Here is a 14,718-nt window from a genome sequence, read left to right on the forward strand (position 1 = left end):
GAGACTTAAAATGCAGAACATCGTCATTCTCGCCGGCAACATCGGCCAGGACCCCGAATCCCGCAACACCCAGGGCGGGACTCATATCACCCACTTCACGCTGGCCACTTCACGGCCCCGCTACTCGGAAGGCAAGGCTGTTCGGGACGACAATGGCTACCGGGTCCAGGACACGGAATGGCACCGGATCACCTGCTTCAACGGCCTCGGGAAGACGGTCCAGGAGCATTGCCAGAAGGGCATGAAGGTTCTGGTGCGCGGCCGCATTCACTACACCAAGTGGACCGACGACAAGGGCGTTGAGCGCTACGGCTGCGAGATCATCGCCGAAACGGTCGACTTCCTGAGCCGGGCGAAGCAGACCGAAAGCGCCACCGGACAGCGCGATCTCGATGACGACGTCCCGTTCTGACCGGGGCGTCAGGAGGCCCGGCGGCAAAAGCCGCCGGGTTTTCTCAACGTCGCAGCAGCTCCATCTCGCCGTTTCGCTTCGGCCAGGACGGGGCTTCGTATCTCGCCCGTACCGGCCGTGGAGCGACGCTCCGTCCGAATCAGTCGTCGTGACAAATTGGAAAGTAGCTCCCATTAGGGATTTCCAGCTAGCTCTTGTGGCGAAGAGCGACTAAAATAGTCGTAGTTCTGGCGTGCGCGTAGGTCCGAATGGGAGGTGATCATGCATGATCACCGCCCGGCAGTCGCGGGCCGCACGCGCGTTACTTGGTTGGACACAGGAAACGCTCGCTGACAAGGCTCGAACATCACTGACTTCGCTGAAGCGCCTTGAGTCCGGGAATGGACTCGCCGTGTATGAATCAACACGCGATCAGGTTCGGCGGGCGCTTGAAGCGGCGGGTATTGTTTTTTTGTCCACCGAGCGCGGGGAGGGCGTCTTGCTGGTCAAGAAGCGCGAGGGTCATACGCGTCCGTAAGTCTTATTGAGAGGACCAAACCGACTCTCCTAGATACGACGTCGGAAGTATGGAGAGACAGGATGATCGAGTCGTTTGACGATACCGCTCCTTCAGGCGACGAACTCACCGACTATGACCGTGCACATATCAAGCTCTACATGCGGCTGCTCGACGCCGCTTCTGACGGGGCAGATTGGCGGGAAGCTGTTCAAGTGCTGTTCGGTATCGATCCGTGCAAAGACCTCGAACGTGCAAGGCATGTCCATGCGAGCCATCTCGCGCGTGCGCAATGGATGACTCGTACGGGCTACCACCATCTTCTACGACAGAACGCTCACTGATTCAGAATTTCTCTAAAACTGCGATGTCTTTACGGCATTGGGCGATGTCGCGCCTCCGACTTCCAACGATCTATACGAACCGGAATCATTTTCCACTCGACTTGCCCGCAATGAGTGAGGAGTTGAAGAATGAAGCCGGAAACTTCCCATTGGCGAGACCGTGATCGATATGACTTCTTCGACGGTTTGACCGTCGAAGGCCTTGCTTGGGAATGTTTAAGGCGGCACGAGCCTTATCAGACGTACTATCGGTCACTCGTTATCGCCGGAGCCGAATTCGCGCCGTTATCCGCGGAAGCCCAGAACCAGTGGGGATTGCGATTTCGCGGCCCGGCCGCGTCTGTCCGCCTTGGCTCAAAACGTGATCTGGTCGCCTTTCAGCGATCCCGCGGCTTTGATGCTTGCGGGTGTTCCTGACTTTCTTCCGATTTCGCTGCCAACGCGGCTTGCCGATCTTGTTGATGTTCGTGACAGTCCGGAGGGGTATTACGCCATCCATCGCGAGGGCATCGCAACGCAACTTCTTTTCGTTCACGGCACAGATCCCAACGTGCCGCTGGCGGTCCTCGTTCCCTTGGACGTTAATACGCTCGCCCGCGCTGAATCCTTGATACGTTTCTGGCGGGGGCGTCATGGGCGTAGGGCGCTTCCCGATACGAGAATGACGCCACAGCAGCGCCGCCGCCTGCGCTTGATGATGCAAGCCGTTGATGGTCGGACAAACGGCGCTAGCTATCGCGAGATCGCCGTCGCGATCTACGGCGCGTCGCGTGTCGCGAGCGATCCGTGGAAGACCTCGCCATTGCGCGATTCCGTGATCGGGCTGATCGAGGGCGGCTCCGCCATGGTCGCGGGTGGCTATCTGAATCTCCTGCATCATCGCCGTCGATCATAGCCGCCCGCGCACCGGCGGCAGGGGTGGGGATTTTCGCATCCTCAACTTCCCCATCCCTCCTGACGCTTTCCCTCCGCCACCGTGGTCGCCGTCCGCCGCTGATCGCCAGCGGCAATCAGCAAGCCCACGGAGGCCCGATCCATGCCCCATGAACCCGTCATTCTGCCGCCGCGCTACCTGCGCACCAAGGAAGCCGCCGAGTTTTTGAGCCTCTCGGCGCGGACCCTCGAAAAACACCGGACCTACGGAACCGGCCCTGCCTATCGCAAGCTCGGCGGCCGCGTCGTCTATGCGATCGACGATCTCGAAACCTGGGCCGATCGCGGCGCGGTGACGTCTACCTCCGATCCGCGCGGATCGGTGCTGCCCGCCAAGCGCCATGCCGTCCCTGCCGGACGGCAGGCTGGCCGCTACGCCCGCTAACGCTGCAGGAATCATTCATGGCGGTGCGGCGTCGACCTCTCTCGGAGCGCGGTCAGCTCGACCTGTTCAGAGCGCTCCCCGGCGACTTCGCGCCACGAGACGCGCAGGATCTCATGGCCTATCCCTTCTTCTCCCTCTCCAAGACCCATCGCATCGCGCCGATCGATTTCGTCGCTGGCCATGTCTCGATCCGGGTCGAGGCTGTGCCCGATCACGGCATGGCGACCATCTGGGACGCCGACATCCTGATCTGGGCGGCAAGCCAGATAGTCGAAGCCCGCGATGCAGGACTTCGCACCTCGCGCCTGATGGCCGCCACCCCATACGAGATTCTCACCTATGTCGGGCGCGGCACCAGCCTGCGCGACTACCAGCGCCTGAAGGCGGCGCTCGATCGCCTGCAATCGACGACGGTTTGCACGTCGATCCGCCAACCGGCCGAAGGCCGCCGCCATCGCTTCTCGTGGATCAACGAATGGCAGGAACGCACCGACCGCAACGGACGGCCGGAGGGTATCGAGCTGATCGTGCCCGACTGGTTCTACCAGGCAGTTCTCGACGACGCGCTCGTGCTGACGATCGACCGCGCCTACTTCGACCTGACGGGCGGCCTCGATCGCTGGCTCTACCGCCTGGTCCGCAAGCACGGCGGCCGCCAGCGCGACGGCTGGCGCTTCGACCTCCGCCACCTTCATCAGAAGTCCGGCAGCCTGTCGCCGTTCAAGCGCTTCGCGTTCGAACTACGCGACATCATCCGTCGCCAGCCTCTGCCGGGCTACGCGCTGTTTCTCGAAGTCGAGATCGGCGGCCGCGTCCTTCTCGCCTTCGAGCCCACTCCGCCCTGTGGGCAAGCTGGGGACGGGCTCGTGCTATCGGGAACCCGGACTATCGTGCTATCGGGAACCCGAGGCTCGTGCTATCAGGAACCCAAACAGGGATTAACGCGCGGAAACCAAAAGCAAAATCGCGCCCTTAACTTAGAGTCTAACCAAGAATCTAACCTTGAAGAGAGCGCGCGCGATGTGGAGAAACTCATCCGCAGCGCCGCAGAAAGTGTCGGCGTAGCCGCACACGCGCGTGCGCGATCCGCTCTTCCGTCGCCTTCGGAAAGCTCAACCCCGCCAGCATCCGCCGATCCCGCCTCGCACCGGCATCCTCTCGATCCATCGGAAGGACGCCGATGATCGTCGCGTTCCTGAACCAGAAGGGCGGCGTCGGGAAGACCACGCTCGCGCTGCATCTCGCCGGCGAGATGGCGAGCCGCGGCAAGCGCGTCATCCTGATCGACGCCGACCCTCAGGGCTCGGCCCTCGACTGGTCACAGCAACGATCGCGTGAGGGCCTGCCGCGCCTGTTCGGCGTCGTCGGCTTGGCGCGCGACACGCTCCATCGCGAAGTTCCCGAGGTTGCCCGCGACGTCGATCATGTCGTCATCGACGGCCCGCCGCGTGTTGCTGGCCTCATGCGCTCCGCGCTGCTCGCCGCCGACCTCGTCCTGATCCCGGTGCAGCCGTCGCCGCTCGACGGCTGGGCCTCTGCCGAGATGCTGGCCCTCCTGACGGAGGCGCGCATCTACCGGCCGCAGCTCGTCGCCCGTTTCGTGCTCAACCGTCGCAGCGCGCGCACCGTCATCGCCCGCGAAACGGCGGAGACACTAGCCGATCACGATCCGCCGGTGCTCGCCAGCGCGATCGGACAGCGTGTCGTGTTTGCCGATTCCGCACAGACCGGACGGCTCGCCGCCGACATCGACGCGCGATCCGCCGCTTCGCGCGAGATCGCCGCACTTGCTGCCGAGATCGAACGGCTGCGCATCGGGAGGGCGACATCATGATCGTCCTCAGCGGCGACTGCCGCGAATTGATGCCGGCGTTCGGGCCATTCGACATGATCGTCGCCGACCCACCCTACAGTGACACGTCGCTCGTCTGGGACAGGCGCGTCGAAGGCTGGCTCTCGCTCGCCCACCAGGCGCTGCGACCGACCGGTTCGATGTGGTTGTTCGGCTCGCTGCGCGCCTTCATGGCCATCGCCGCGGAGCTTCACGAAGCCGGTTTCTGCTACGCTCAGGAGGTCGTCTGGGAGAAGCAGAACGGCTCAGGCTTTCACGCCGATCGCATCAAGCGCGTACATGAGCTGGCCGCGCAATTCTACCGCACCGATGCAAAGTGGAGCGCGGTTTACAACGACGTCCAGACGACACCCGATGCCATAGCGCGCACCGTGCGGCGAAAGCGCCGTCCGCCGCACACCGGGCATATTGAAGCCGGCCACTATGTCAGCCATGACGGTGGCCCGCGCCTGATGCGCTCCGTCATCTATGCGCGCAACGCGCACGGCCGCGCCATCCATCCGACCGAGAAGCCGTCCTCGCTTCTTGAAATCCTGATCCGCACGAGCTGCCCGGAAGGCGGCCTGGTTGGTGACTGGTTCGCGGGTTCTGGTGCCGCCGGCGAAGCCTGTCGCCTGTCCGGCCGGCGTTACATTGGCTGCGAGATCGACGCCGACATGGCGGCGCGCGCCCGCGCCCGCATCGCCACCGTGCTGCCGTTTCACGACGGAGGTGCGTCATGACGGTGCGCGCAGACAAGCGCAGCTTCGCGGCGCGGCCGGGCGATCCAGATGGCTGGATCAAAGCCGGCGAGTCGACAACAACGCGCAGCGGCGCGGCTGAAACCTACACCGCGCGGCTGACTGTCGACATCACGCCGGACATGCGCGGACGCATCAAGGTCGCCGCCTTCCGCCGCGGCGAGACCGTTGCCGACATGCTGCGCGATCTGTTCGCCCGCGAATTCCCGACCATCGAAGGAGATCGCCAATGACCGGCCATGCGGCACGGCGCGCGCCCTGGCGTTCGTCGTCGGACGGACCGGCGCCGTTCACCACGCTCGTTCGTCTGACGTGGCGTCAGAAGAAAATCGAGCACTGGATCAGGTTCGGTCACAAGACCCACGAACAGATCCTCGACCGGAACCGCAGCGTCGTTGGCTTCGCGCCGAACACCGTGTTCGCGTTTGTCCGCTGGGCCGCGAACGACTACGGCACGATCGTCTCGCGGATGGACATCGTGCGCGCCGTGCGCCGCGGCGAGCCGTTTCAGACGCTGCCGTTTGTGCGTCCGGGCGGTGAAATTCTGCTCAAGGTAGAGAACTGGCCGACTGTCGAGCGCGTGCTTCGGCAGATCGATGCGATCGAGGCGATCGGCATCCATCCCGTCGATGTCGATCCGGATCACTGGCGCCACGTCCACCATTGCCTGCGGGCAGGAGAACAACCGACCGCCTACACGGCGCTGCGCCATGAAGCGTGGCTGATGCGTCGGAGGATCGCGCCGTGACGCGCTTCGGTCTTCTCCTCTGCACATCGCTCGCGACCATCGGCGTCGGCTATCCGGGCCTCACGCCGATGCCAATCATGCTGATCTGGAATGCGTCCGCGAGCGCGCCGATCGGCTTCTACACCATCGACTTTGACGGTCCATTCGAGGTCACGGACCTCGTGGCCATCGACACGCCCGAGCCGCTCGCCAGTTTCCTCGACGCGCGCGGTTATCTGCCGAAAGGCGTGCCGCTTCTCAAACGTGTTCTCGCGGTCTCCGGACAAACCGTCTGCCGCACGGACTTCACGATCACCGTCGATGGCGTCGACATGGGCCGCGCGCTCGCACGCGACCGCGCCGGTCGCGCTCTGCCGGTCTGGCAAGGCTGCAAGCGCATCCAGACCGGCGAGTTCTTCGCGATGAACTGGCAGGTCGAAGACAGCCTTGATGGGCGCTACTTCGGCCTTCTCTCCACCGACCAGATCATCGGCCGTGCTGTGCCGCTGTGGACCGACGAGGAAGACAACGGCCGCTTCGAATGGCGCGCGCCGACACGCTGACCGCTTTCCCATCGGCGGGAGCGGTGCTCGCTGATGGCTTTCCCAACCTCACCGCCAAGGAGAAAGTCATGCCGCAAATAGGTGAATTCACGCGCGACGAGGCCGGCCTTATCGGTAACCTCGCGACGCTCTTACTGCATCAGGACATCATCATCATCCCGGCAGAACCGTCCGAGACGGAGAACGCACCAGATCATCGCGTTCACGTCTTCGACGGCATGAACAACGAGACAGGCCCAGAGATCGGCGCGGGTTGGAAACGCACCGGAGAGAAGGCGGGCGAATACATCGCACTGCTGATCGACGATCCGACTTTCCCGCATCCAATCCGCGCCAACCTGTTCCGCGACGACGATACCGGCAACGCCTGGTCGTTGCACTGGTCGCGTCCGCGCGATCGCGGCGAGAAGGATTGAGCGATGCCTGCTCGCCGCAAAACGACGAGCCATCAGAGTGCGACCGGGCCGCGCTGCGCTGCCCGGCGCATGGCTCTCCTTCTCCTTTCCGGCCTGATCTTCTCCGTAGCCTCGGTGCCCGCGGCCATGGCGCAAGGCTCGCCCACCGTGCGCGTTGCGTCCGTTCATCCACATGCAGCACATATCGCCGAAGCCTCGCGGCGTTTCGGCATCCCTGCGGCATGGATCTTTGCCATGATCCGCGCCGAAAGCTCCGGCGATGTTCACGCCGTGTCGTCGGCCGGCGCGAGAGGATTGATGCAGGTCATGCCCCGAACATGGGCCTATCTGCGCACGCGCTACGGTCTCGGCCGCAATCCCTATGATCCGCACGACAACATCATGGCCGGCGCGGCGTACCTGCGCGAGATGTGGGATCGCTACCGCGATGTCAACGCGATGCTCGCAGCCTACAATGCGGGACCAGATCGCTACGACGAACATCGCGCGACCGGCAAAAAACTGCCGCCCGAGACACGCGCCTATGTCGCCGCGCTCGCGCCGATCATGCTCGGCGAGCGTCCTTCGGCAACCGCTTCGGCTACACCACGGCTGCTCGACTGGCGCAAGGCGGCGATCTTCGTCGCGCGCGCCATCGGCTTTTCGGCTGACGATCCGGCGGCGCCCGAACGCCGCTCGACCGACGATCGCCCGCCCGTTCCAGCCGCGTCGAAAGCGCTCGCGCCGCCGCAGCCGAAGGGCCTGTTCGTAGCCCGCGACGCCGGTGGAGACCGGCAATGACTCGCGTGATAGCGTTTCGCATCTTCTCGTGCGCTGGCGTGTCATGGCGAGCGCCACGGGTGGAGGCAGGCACACCAACCGAAGCAGGGCAGGATAAAAGCGCGCACGGTGCGCTTCGGTCGGGCGGTTGTTGTTGTTCATGTTTTTGGCGCGTTCCGCACCGTGCAGCGCTCTCGCGCACCGTGCGCTCCGCGCCCATCTTCCTGTTTTCCTTTTCTGTTTTGCACCGTGCGGGGCCGCGTCATGGCCGATGAGCGCGAGTTTCGCGTTCGACCGGGACGCATCCGATCGACCCGCGCCCAGCAGGCCCGGCCCTTCATCGCGCAGGCGCTGGCGGCGGCGAAGAAAGCCGGTGGGGGTATCTCGCGATCCGGCCGGGTCGTGTCCGGCAATCGCTCCCGCTTTGGGCGTGGCCAGCGCGCCAGCATCCAGGCCAACCGCCTCATCACTTCCCGCACGCGCGGCGCTGTCGTGAAAGCTCGCGTCGTGCGGCATACGGCGCGGTCCGCGCCGCTCGGCAGGCATCTCGATTATCTGCGCCGCGACGGCGTGACTCGCGACGGAGAAAAGGCGCGGCTGTTCGGGCCGGAAACGGAGAATGCCGATGGCCGCTCCTTCGCCGAACGGTGTGAAGGCGACCGGCATCATTTCCGGTTCATCATCTCCCCCGACGACGCCCCCGAGATGGTGGACCTGAAGCAGTTCACCCGCGATCTCGTCGGGCAGATGGAAAAGGATCTCGGCACCAGGCTTGACTGGGTGGCGGTCGATCACTGGAACACCGAGCATCCGCATGTCCATCTGATCGTGCGCGGCGTCCGCGATGACGGCCATGACCTCGTAATCTCCCGCGACTACATCAAGGAGGGGATGCGTGATCGGGCGCGTGATCTCATCACGCAAGAACTCGGGCTTCGCTCCGATTTCGACATTCACCGGACACTCGAAAGCCAGATCGAGGCCGAGCGCTGGACGCAGCTTGACCGGCAGCTTGTCCGCGACGCCGGCAAGGCCGGAATCATCGACCTCGCCCCACACCCGGACCGGCAGCCCGACGAGTTTCATGCGCTGAAGGTCGGTCGGCTACGGACCCTCGAAATCCTCGGTGTCGCCGGGCAGGTCGGGCATCAGCAATGGTTCATCAGGCCGGAGGCCGAGAGCGTATTGCGCGAACTCGGTGAGCGCGGCGACATCATCAAGCGCATGCACCGCGCGCTGACCGAACGCGGCATCGAACGCGGTTCGGCCAACTACGTCCTCGCCGGTGAAAGCCTCGATGTTCCCGTCATCGGTCGCCTGATTGAGCGCGGCCTGGATGACGAGCTGAGGGGCACGGCCTACGCCGTGGTCGATGGCGTCGATGGCCGCACCCATCACATCAAGCTGCCGCATCTCGACGCTGCCGGAGACAGCCTGCCCGGCTCGATTGTTGAACTGCGCGCCTATGAGGATTCGCGGGGAGAGCGCCGTGTCGCGCTCGCTGTCCGTTCCGACCTCGACGTGCAGGCGCAAGTCATCGCAACGGGCGCGACCTGGCTTGACCGACAGGCCGTCGCTCGCGCGCCGATCGCGCTTTCGGAAGGCGGCTTCGGCTCCGAGGTGCGTCAGGCGATGAATGAGCGCGCCGAACGCTTGATCGGCGAAAGTCTGGCCGAGCGTCAAGGCGACCGCGTCGCCTTCGCGCGCCGGCTGCTCAACACCTTGCGCGATCGGGAACTGAATGCGCTCGGGGAGAGGCTCGCGGCCGAAAACGGCTTGCCGTTCACTCGTGCTGGCTCAGGCGAATATGTCGCCGGCTCCTATCGCCAGCGCTTCACGCTCGCCTCCGGCCGCTTCGCCATGATCGACGACGGCCTCGGCTTCCAGCTCGTGCCCTGGTCGCCCTCCCTTGAAAAGCAACTCGGCCGCCACGTTTCCGGCGTCGCGCGTGATGATGGCGGCGTCGATTGGGATTTCGGCCGCAAGCGGGGGCTCGGCCTTTAGAAAGGAATCGCCGTCATGTCCGGAACGAAAATCCTGTGGGGACCAATCACCGTCGTCTTCCTCATCGTGCTCGCGACCACATGGGGCGCGACGCAATATGTCGCCTGGAACCTCGGCTATCAGGCGCAGCTTGGCCATCCGTGGTTCACGCTCTTCGGCGTGCCGATCTATTTCCCGGCCGCCATCGCGTGGTGGTGGTATTTCTACGACGCCTACGCGCCGGGCATCTTCGCCACCGGCGGCTTCATCGCCGCGTCCGGCGGCTTCATCGCCATCGTGGTCGCGATCGGCATGTCGGTCTGGCGGGCGCGGGAGAAGAAGAATGTCGCCACCTATGGCTCGGCGCGCTGGGCCGAGCGGCCAGAGATCAAGGAAGCCGGCCTGCTCGATCCCGACGGCGTCGTGCTCGGCCGTTACGAGAACGAGTACCTGCGTCACGATGGCCCGGAGCACGTGCTGTGCTTCGCGCCGACGCGATCAGGCAAGGGCGTCGGCCTGGTCGTCCCGTCGCTCCTGACCTGGCCGGGTTCGGCCATCGTTCATGACATCAAGGGTGAAAACTGGCAACTCACGGCCGGCTTCCGGTCGCGGCACGGCGGCGTGCTGCTGTTCGACCCGACGAACCCGAAATCGTCGGCATACAACCCTCTGCTCGAGGTGCGCCGGGGCGAGTGGGAGGTGCGTGACGTGCAGAACATTGCCGACATCCTGGTCGATCCCGAAGGGTCGCTCGACAAGCGGAACCACTGGGAGAAAACCAGTCACTCGCTCCTGGTCGGCGCCATCCTCCACGTGCTCTACGCCGAACCCGACAAGACCCTGGCCGGCGTCGCGAACTTTCTCTCCGATCCAAAACGTCCGATCGAGTCAACCCTGCGTGCCATGATGAAAACTGCGCACCTTGGCGAAGCGGGACCGCATCCTGTCGTCGCTAGCACCGCGCGGGAGTTGCGAAACAAATCCGACAACGAGCGCTCCGGCGTGCTCTCCACCGCCATGTCGTTCCTCGGACTCTATCGCGATCCGGTCGTCGCACAGGTGACGCGGCGGTGTGATTGGCGCATCCACGACATCGTTGGCGGCGACAAGCCGACCACCCTCTACCTCGTCGTACCACCGAGCGACATCAACCGCACCAAGCCGTTGATCCGCTTGCTGCTGAATCAGCTCGGCCGCCGCCTGACCGAGGATCTGCAGAAGGCCGGGCGGCATCGCCTGTTGCTGATGCTGGACGAGTTTCCTGCGCTCGGCAGGCTGGATTTCTTCGAGACCGCGCTGGCCTTTATGGCCGGCTACGGATTGAAGAGCTTCCTGATTGCACAGAGCCTCAATCAGATCGAGAAAGCCTATGGCCCGAACAACTCGATCCTCGACAACTGCCATGTGCGCGTCAGCTTCGCCACCAACGACGAGCGCACCGCTAAGCGCGTCTCCGATGCCCTCGGCACCGCGACCGAAATGAGGGCGATGAAGAACTATGCCGGGCACCGCCTGTCGCCCTGGCTGGGGCACCTCATGGTCTCGCGCCAAGAGACGGCCCGCGCGCTGTTGACGCCCGGAGAGGTGATGCAGCTTCCGCCGGCCGACGAGATCGTCATGGTGGCAGGCATCCCACCGATCCGCGCGAAGAAGGCGCGATATTATGAGGACCCCCGCTTCAAGGAGCGCGTGTTGTCGCCGCCAGCTTGGTCCAAACTTGGGCAATCGCATCCTGACGAGTGGAGCAAACTAGCACTTCCCGCGCGACCGGAGCCGAATGAATCGCAATCGGAAAACCGATCCGACGACGAAGATCCGATGCAGTCCGAACGCCGGCTGCAACACGAACTCCATCTCGTCAGGTCAGTGGAGAAGAAGGAGCCGATTACGAACGAGTTCGAAATCGAACCACCGGACGAAGATGACGAGGATGCTGTTCGAAATCGGCGCCTCAGCGGAATCATGCAAGGTGTAGCCCGGCAGGTCTCGCTTGATCCCGATGACGGTATGGATTTGTGAGCGCCATGGCCGGTCACAGGAAGAAGAAAAAGACGACCGTCTATCTTGATCCCGACGTAGAGCAGAAGCTGGTTGATTTCGCCGCGCGCCGCGACCAGTCGCAATCCATGATCGCGGAGGCCGCGATCGCATCGTTCCTCTCGTCGGACGATGCGGAGCGCCGCGAGGCAATCGTCGCTAAACGCCTCGATCAACTCGATCGCCGCATAACACGCATGGAGCGGGATGTCGGCATCGCCGTGGAAAGCCTGGCGGTGTTCATCCGGTTCTGGCTCACCACCACGCCGGCTCTCCCGGAACCTGCGGCGCAGGCGGCCCGCGCTAAGGCGTCAGAACGATACAATGCCTACATCACCGCGCTCGGCCGGCGTCTCGCCAAGGGGCCGAAGCTCAGGCAGGAGATCTCGGAGGATGTGACGGACGTGGATCAGTGAACACGTGGTGCTGGCATGCATGCTATTGTATGCCATTGGTTTAGCGGCGACAGGCATGCTTCATGTCAGTCCACGCCACTGTCGCAGGTTTTGGGACTTTCGCGACAATCTTAAATAAGGAAAAGAATTATGACCGACGCCCCCGCCCTGCCAGAGGTATTCAGCCAATGGGAGAAGGTTTGGCACGAGAGGGCTTATGATCTCGCCCCCGATTGTGTCGCTGACCACTATATTCGCCATGACGAGAGCGGCAACCGCACCGTCACCCGCGAGACGTATCTACAGGAAATCCGCGGCATCCACGCGCAGCGGCCGGATATTCGCGTGATCGTGTTCGATCATGACTTCGGGAAAGATCGCGCGTGGTTTCGCTTCATGTTCCGATGGACAGACGCGGAGGGCAAGACCATGACCCGCGCCGGAATGCAGTCGTATCGCACGGAGGGCGGCCGGCTGGCCGAGACATGGATTGCCATGCAGCCGCTAGGCTCGACTTGGGCCGACACCGCACAACCGACTTGGACGACGCGGCTGTGATGCTGTCAATCTCGCGGCCATTGTGGCGCAACTCCTGACTCGTGCGCTTGGTGTGCAGCGACCCGGAATCCGGATTGCGACGTGTCGTAAAAATCAGTCGCGCAGGTTCGGACTTGCACACCTGACTTTTGCGACACCAACTTCCCTGAAAATTCAGCGCTGGCGATTTTGTCGCAAAACTTCCAATAGCGGAACGGCTCGACAAGGGTAGGAAGCGGTCGTGACAAATGGCTAGCGGCGAACGAGTGCTTGACGCCAAAAGCAGATATTCCCAAGTGTAGTATACTTTTAGGATAGCTATCAGGCGATTTGCGCACAGCGAACGCGCACAATCAGCTTGAAATACCTTTTGTTGTCGTGATGATGAGCGTGATTTGGGGGTAGGGTATTTGGTTGCACTGCCGGCTGGCGTTACGGCCGCAAACATATCGATTTTAAAGGTGTTGGAGCTGCTCGATGGTCATTTCAAAGAGACCGCCGACGGAATTGCCAACGGCGAATACGTGTTCTGGCTAGGGTCCGCAATTTCAAAGGAAAAGGTCGACGACCTTGGCAAGATCTGTCGCCGGATTTTGAAGCATCTGTGGGATAAGCGCGCCGACGAAGGTGGTGCGGGAGCGTTCACGAGCGCGTTCCACAAGGCGATTGGTCTCGCAGGGCTAAGCGACGCCGAGAAGGCCAGCATCGATTTCACGACGTCTCCCGAAACCTGGGCAATGATCGACGACGTAGTCGGTCGGCTCGTTAAGAAGTATTCTGACCTTCTTTCGATCGTCGTCACGGGCAAGGAGGCCGACTATCTGCTTTGGGAAGTTGTCGATGTTCCCGGCACATACGCCAATGCCGGTACCGAGCCTGACTGCGAGCACTTCTGTGTGGCGATACTCGCGCTAGAAGGACTATTGGCGAATGTGGCAACGGCGAACTGGGATGGTCTCGTGGAGAAGGCTGTTGCTCAGCTCTCAGCCGGTACCGCTGGAATATTGTCCGTGTGTGTGACCGCCGAGGATTTCGGCGCAGGTGCCCCCCGAACGCGGCTTCTTAAGTTTCACGGTTGCGCCGTCCGTGCGAAAGCTAACGCGACGGTATATCGACCGTATATTGTTGGTCGCGGATCCCAAATTTTGGGGTGGACTGCCGACGACAACTACAAGCTGATGCGCCGGGAGCTTGAGGGGCTTGCGAGCAAAAATCCGTCGCTCGTGGTTGGCCTCTCAATCCAGGACTTCAATATCAAGGCGGTCTTTGCCAAAGGCAACCAGCTGAAACCTCACGCCTTTCCGTCCCATCCGCCAGCCTACGTATTTGCACAACAGGAACTGGGCATCGACCAGGAACAGTTGCTTCAATACGTCTATGGCGATCAATATGCGAGGCGTCAGGCGGACATCGAAGAGTCGGCCAAGTTGCCAGCGTACTCTAAACCGCTTTTGACGGCTCTTGTGCTCTGCATGCTTACGAAGAAGCTTGTCGCATATTCTGATCGAGCAAACGCGCCTGGGTTTGGGGCAGCGGATCGCGAGGCGATTGCAAAAGGCGTATTAGCCCTGCGTGATCGCATCGCCGGAGGGGGCGATGCCGACCGTTTGGCCTTCGTGAAAGCGATTATACAGCGGGGGTCTCAACTGCTAAGTGCGTTTCGGGGTGCGGCCTATCCCGGCAACGGCACCTTTGCCGGGCTTGGCATTCTCCCTGTGTCTCAGATTGCCAATGATCCCAATCTTGGGACCACGGGCCTGCCCGAACTGGCAAATGTCGCCGGGATACTTGGACAAGTTGCCAACGACAACTGGACGATGTCTGTTGTAGACGGTGGGGCGGTTGAGATCGACAACGCGGGCGCGAAACGCAAGGTGTTCTTCGTAGCCACAAGCGATGCGGCGGCCGGTCTCGTGCTTGACGGGACGATCGACGAGGACGATCCTGATAATGTTGTGATCATCTGCACTGCGGCGGCTCCGCGCATGAAGCGCAACCCGACGTCGGCACCCGGAAGAGTCCTTGATCCGGATGCGGCGACAGACGTTGCCGTGCGATCGATCCTTCTGGCGGCGGCAAATGCTGACGAGGCTGTGCAACTCTTCAGGGAGCAAGCCGGACTATGATCTTGAGCCCGTC

Annotated in this window: 19 protein-coding genes; all 19 read left to right on the forward strand. The window is 62.8% G+C overall.

What is annotated here, in order from left to right:
- Positions 1–10: 10 nt before the first annotated feature.
- The 19 genes from Q0L57_RS06480 (at position 11) to Q0L57_RS06570 (ending at position 14,705) form a co-directional block, all read left to right on the forward strand.
- Positions 11–412, forward strand: coding sequence for a single-stranded DNA-binding protein (locus Q0L57_RS06480; protein WP_296739725.1), 402 nt, complete (start codon positions 11–13; stop codon positions 410–412).
- A 265-nt stretch (positions 413–677) separates the two neighbouring features.
- A complete protein-coding gene (locus Q0L57_RS06485; protein ID WP_296739726.1) occupies positions 678–929 on the forward strand; it encodes a helix-turn-helix domain-containing protein in 252 nt (83 codons plus the stop codon).
- 62 nt (positions 930–991) lie between these two features.
- Entirely contained in the window at positions 992–1,252 is a 261-nt protein-coding gene (locus Q0L57_RS06490) for a DUF2285 domain-containing protein (protein WP_296739728.1), read from the forward strand.
- Positions 1,253–1,381: 129 nt separating this feature from the next.
- Positions 1,382–1,669 carry a DUF6499 domain-containing protein gene (locus Q0L57_RS06495; protein ID WP_296739731.1) on the forward strand — a complete coding sequence of 96 codons (288 nt, stop codon included), beginning with the start codon at positions 1,382–1,384 and terminating at the stop codon, positions 1,667–1,669.
- On the forward strand, positions 1,614–2,147 hold the full coding sequence (locus Q0L57_RS06500) for a DUF2285 domain-containing protein (protein ID WP_296739734.1): 534 nt from the start codon (positions 1,614–1,616) through the stop codon (positions 2,145–2,147). Before Q0L57_RS06495 ends, Q0L57_RS06500 begins: the two co-directional genes overlap by 56 nt.
- A gap of 141 nt (positions 2,148–2,288) precedes the next feature.
- Entirely contained in the window at positions 2,289–2,570 is a 282-nt protein-coding gene (locus Q0L57_RS06505; RefSeq protein WP_296739736.1) for a helix-turn-helix domain-containing protein, read from the forward strand.
- A 17-nt stretch (positions 2,571–2,587) separates the two neighbouring features.
- A complete protein-coding gene (locus Q0L57_RS06510; protein WP_296739739.1) occupies positions 2,588–3,754 on the forward strand; it encodes a replication initiator protein A in 1,167 nt (388 codons plus the stop codon).
- Positions 3,751–4,404 carry a ParA family partition ATPase gene (gene parA / locus Q0L57_RS06515; RefSeq protein WP_296739743.1) on the forward strand — a complete coding sequence of 218 codons (654 nt, stop codon included), beginning with the start codon at positions 3,751–3,753 and terminating at the stop codon, positions 4,402–4,404. Before Q0L57_RS06510 ends, parA begins: the two co-directional genes overlap by 4 nt.
- Entirely contained in the window at positions 4,401–5,144 is a 744-nt protein-coding gene (locus Q0L57_RS06520) for a site-specific DNA-methyltransferase (protein ID WP_296739744.1), read from the forward strand. The genes parA and Q0L57_RS06520 overlap by 4 nt, the downstream gene beginning before the upstream one ends.
- Positions 5,141–5,395 (forward strand): hypothetical protein, encoded by a 255-nt coding sequence (locus tag Q0L57_RS06525; RefSeq protein ID WP_296739746.1) that lies wholly within the window; start codon positions 5,141–5,143, stop codon positions 5,393–5,395. Before Q0L57_RS06520 ends, Q0L57_RS06525 begins: the two co-directional genes overlap by 4 nt.
- Positions 5,392–5,910 carry a DUF2840 domain-containing protein gene (locus tag Q0L57_RS06530; protein ID WP_296739749.1) on the forward strand — a complete coding sequence of 173 codons (519 nt, stop codon included), beginning with the start codon at positions 5,392–5,394 and terminating at the stop codon, positions 5,908–5,910. The genes Q0L57_RS06525 and Q0L57_RS06530 overlap by 4 nt, the downstream gene beginning before the upstream one ends.
- Positions 5,907–6,452: a S26 family signal peptidase gene (locus Q0L57_RS06535; protein WP_296739752.1), complete on the forward strand. Its 546-nt coding sequence runs from the start codon at positions 5,907–5,909 to the stop codon at positions 6,450–6,452. The genes Q0L57_RS06530 and Q0L57_RS06535 overlap by 4 nt, the downstream gene beginning before the upstream one ends.
- A 68-nt stretch (positions 6,453–6,520) precedes the next feature.
- Positions 6,521–6,868 (forward strand): DUF736 domain-containing protein, encoded by a 348-nt coding sequence (locus Q0L57_RS06540; RefSeq protein WP_296739813.1) that lies wholly within the window; start codon positions 6,521–6,523, stop codon positions 6,866–6,868.
- A 69-nt stretch (positions 6,869–6,937) separates the two neighbouring features.
- On the forward strand, positions 6,938–7,648 hold the full coding sequence (locus Q0L57_RS06545; protein ID WP_296739755.1) for a lytic transglycosylase domain-containing protein: 711 nt from the start codon (positions 6,938–6,940) through the stop codon (positions 7,646–7,648).
- A gap of 243 nt (positions 7,649–7,891) precedes the next feature.
- Positions 7,892–9,631: a VirD2 family relaxase/mobilization nuclease gene (locus tag Q0L57_RS06550; RefSeq protein WP_296739758.1), complete on the forward strand. Its 1,740-nt coding sequence runs from the start codon at positions 7,892–7,894 to the stop codon at positions 9,629–9,631.
- A gap of 15 nt (positions 9,632–9,646) precedes the next feature.
- Positions 9,647–11,629, forward strand: a complete 1,983-nt coding sequence (locus Q0L57_RS06555) for a conjugal transfer protein TraG (protein ID WP_296739761.1) — start codon at positions 9,647–9,649, stop codon at positions 11,627–11,629.
- 5 nt (positions 11,630–11,634) lie between these two features.
- Positions 11,635–12,063, forward strand: coding sequence for a CopG family transcriptional regulator (locus Q0L57_RS06560; protein ID WP_296739763.1), 429 nt, complete (start codon positions 11,635–11,637; stop codon positions 12,061–12,063).
- Between the two features lie 129 nt (positions 12,064–12,192).
- Entirely contained in the window at positions 12,193–12,600 is a 408-nt protein-coding gene (locus Q0L57_RS06565) for an ester cyclase (protein ID WP_296739766.1), read from the forward strand.
- Positions 12,601–12,989: 389 nt separating this feature from the next.
- Positions 12,990–14,705 (forward strand): SIR2 family protein, encoded by a 1,716-nt coding sequence (locus Q0L57_RS06570; RefSeq protein WP_296739769.1) that lies wholly within the window; start codon positions 12,990–12,992, stop codon positions 14,703–14,705.
- The last annotated feature ends 13 nt before the right edge of the window (positions 14,706–14,718 follow it).

It is taken from the genome of Mesorhizobium sp., from assembly GCF_024509055.1.
Lineage (GTDB): Bacteria > Pseudomonadota > Alphaproteobacteria > Rhizobiales > Rhizobiaceae > Mesorhizobium.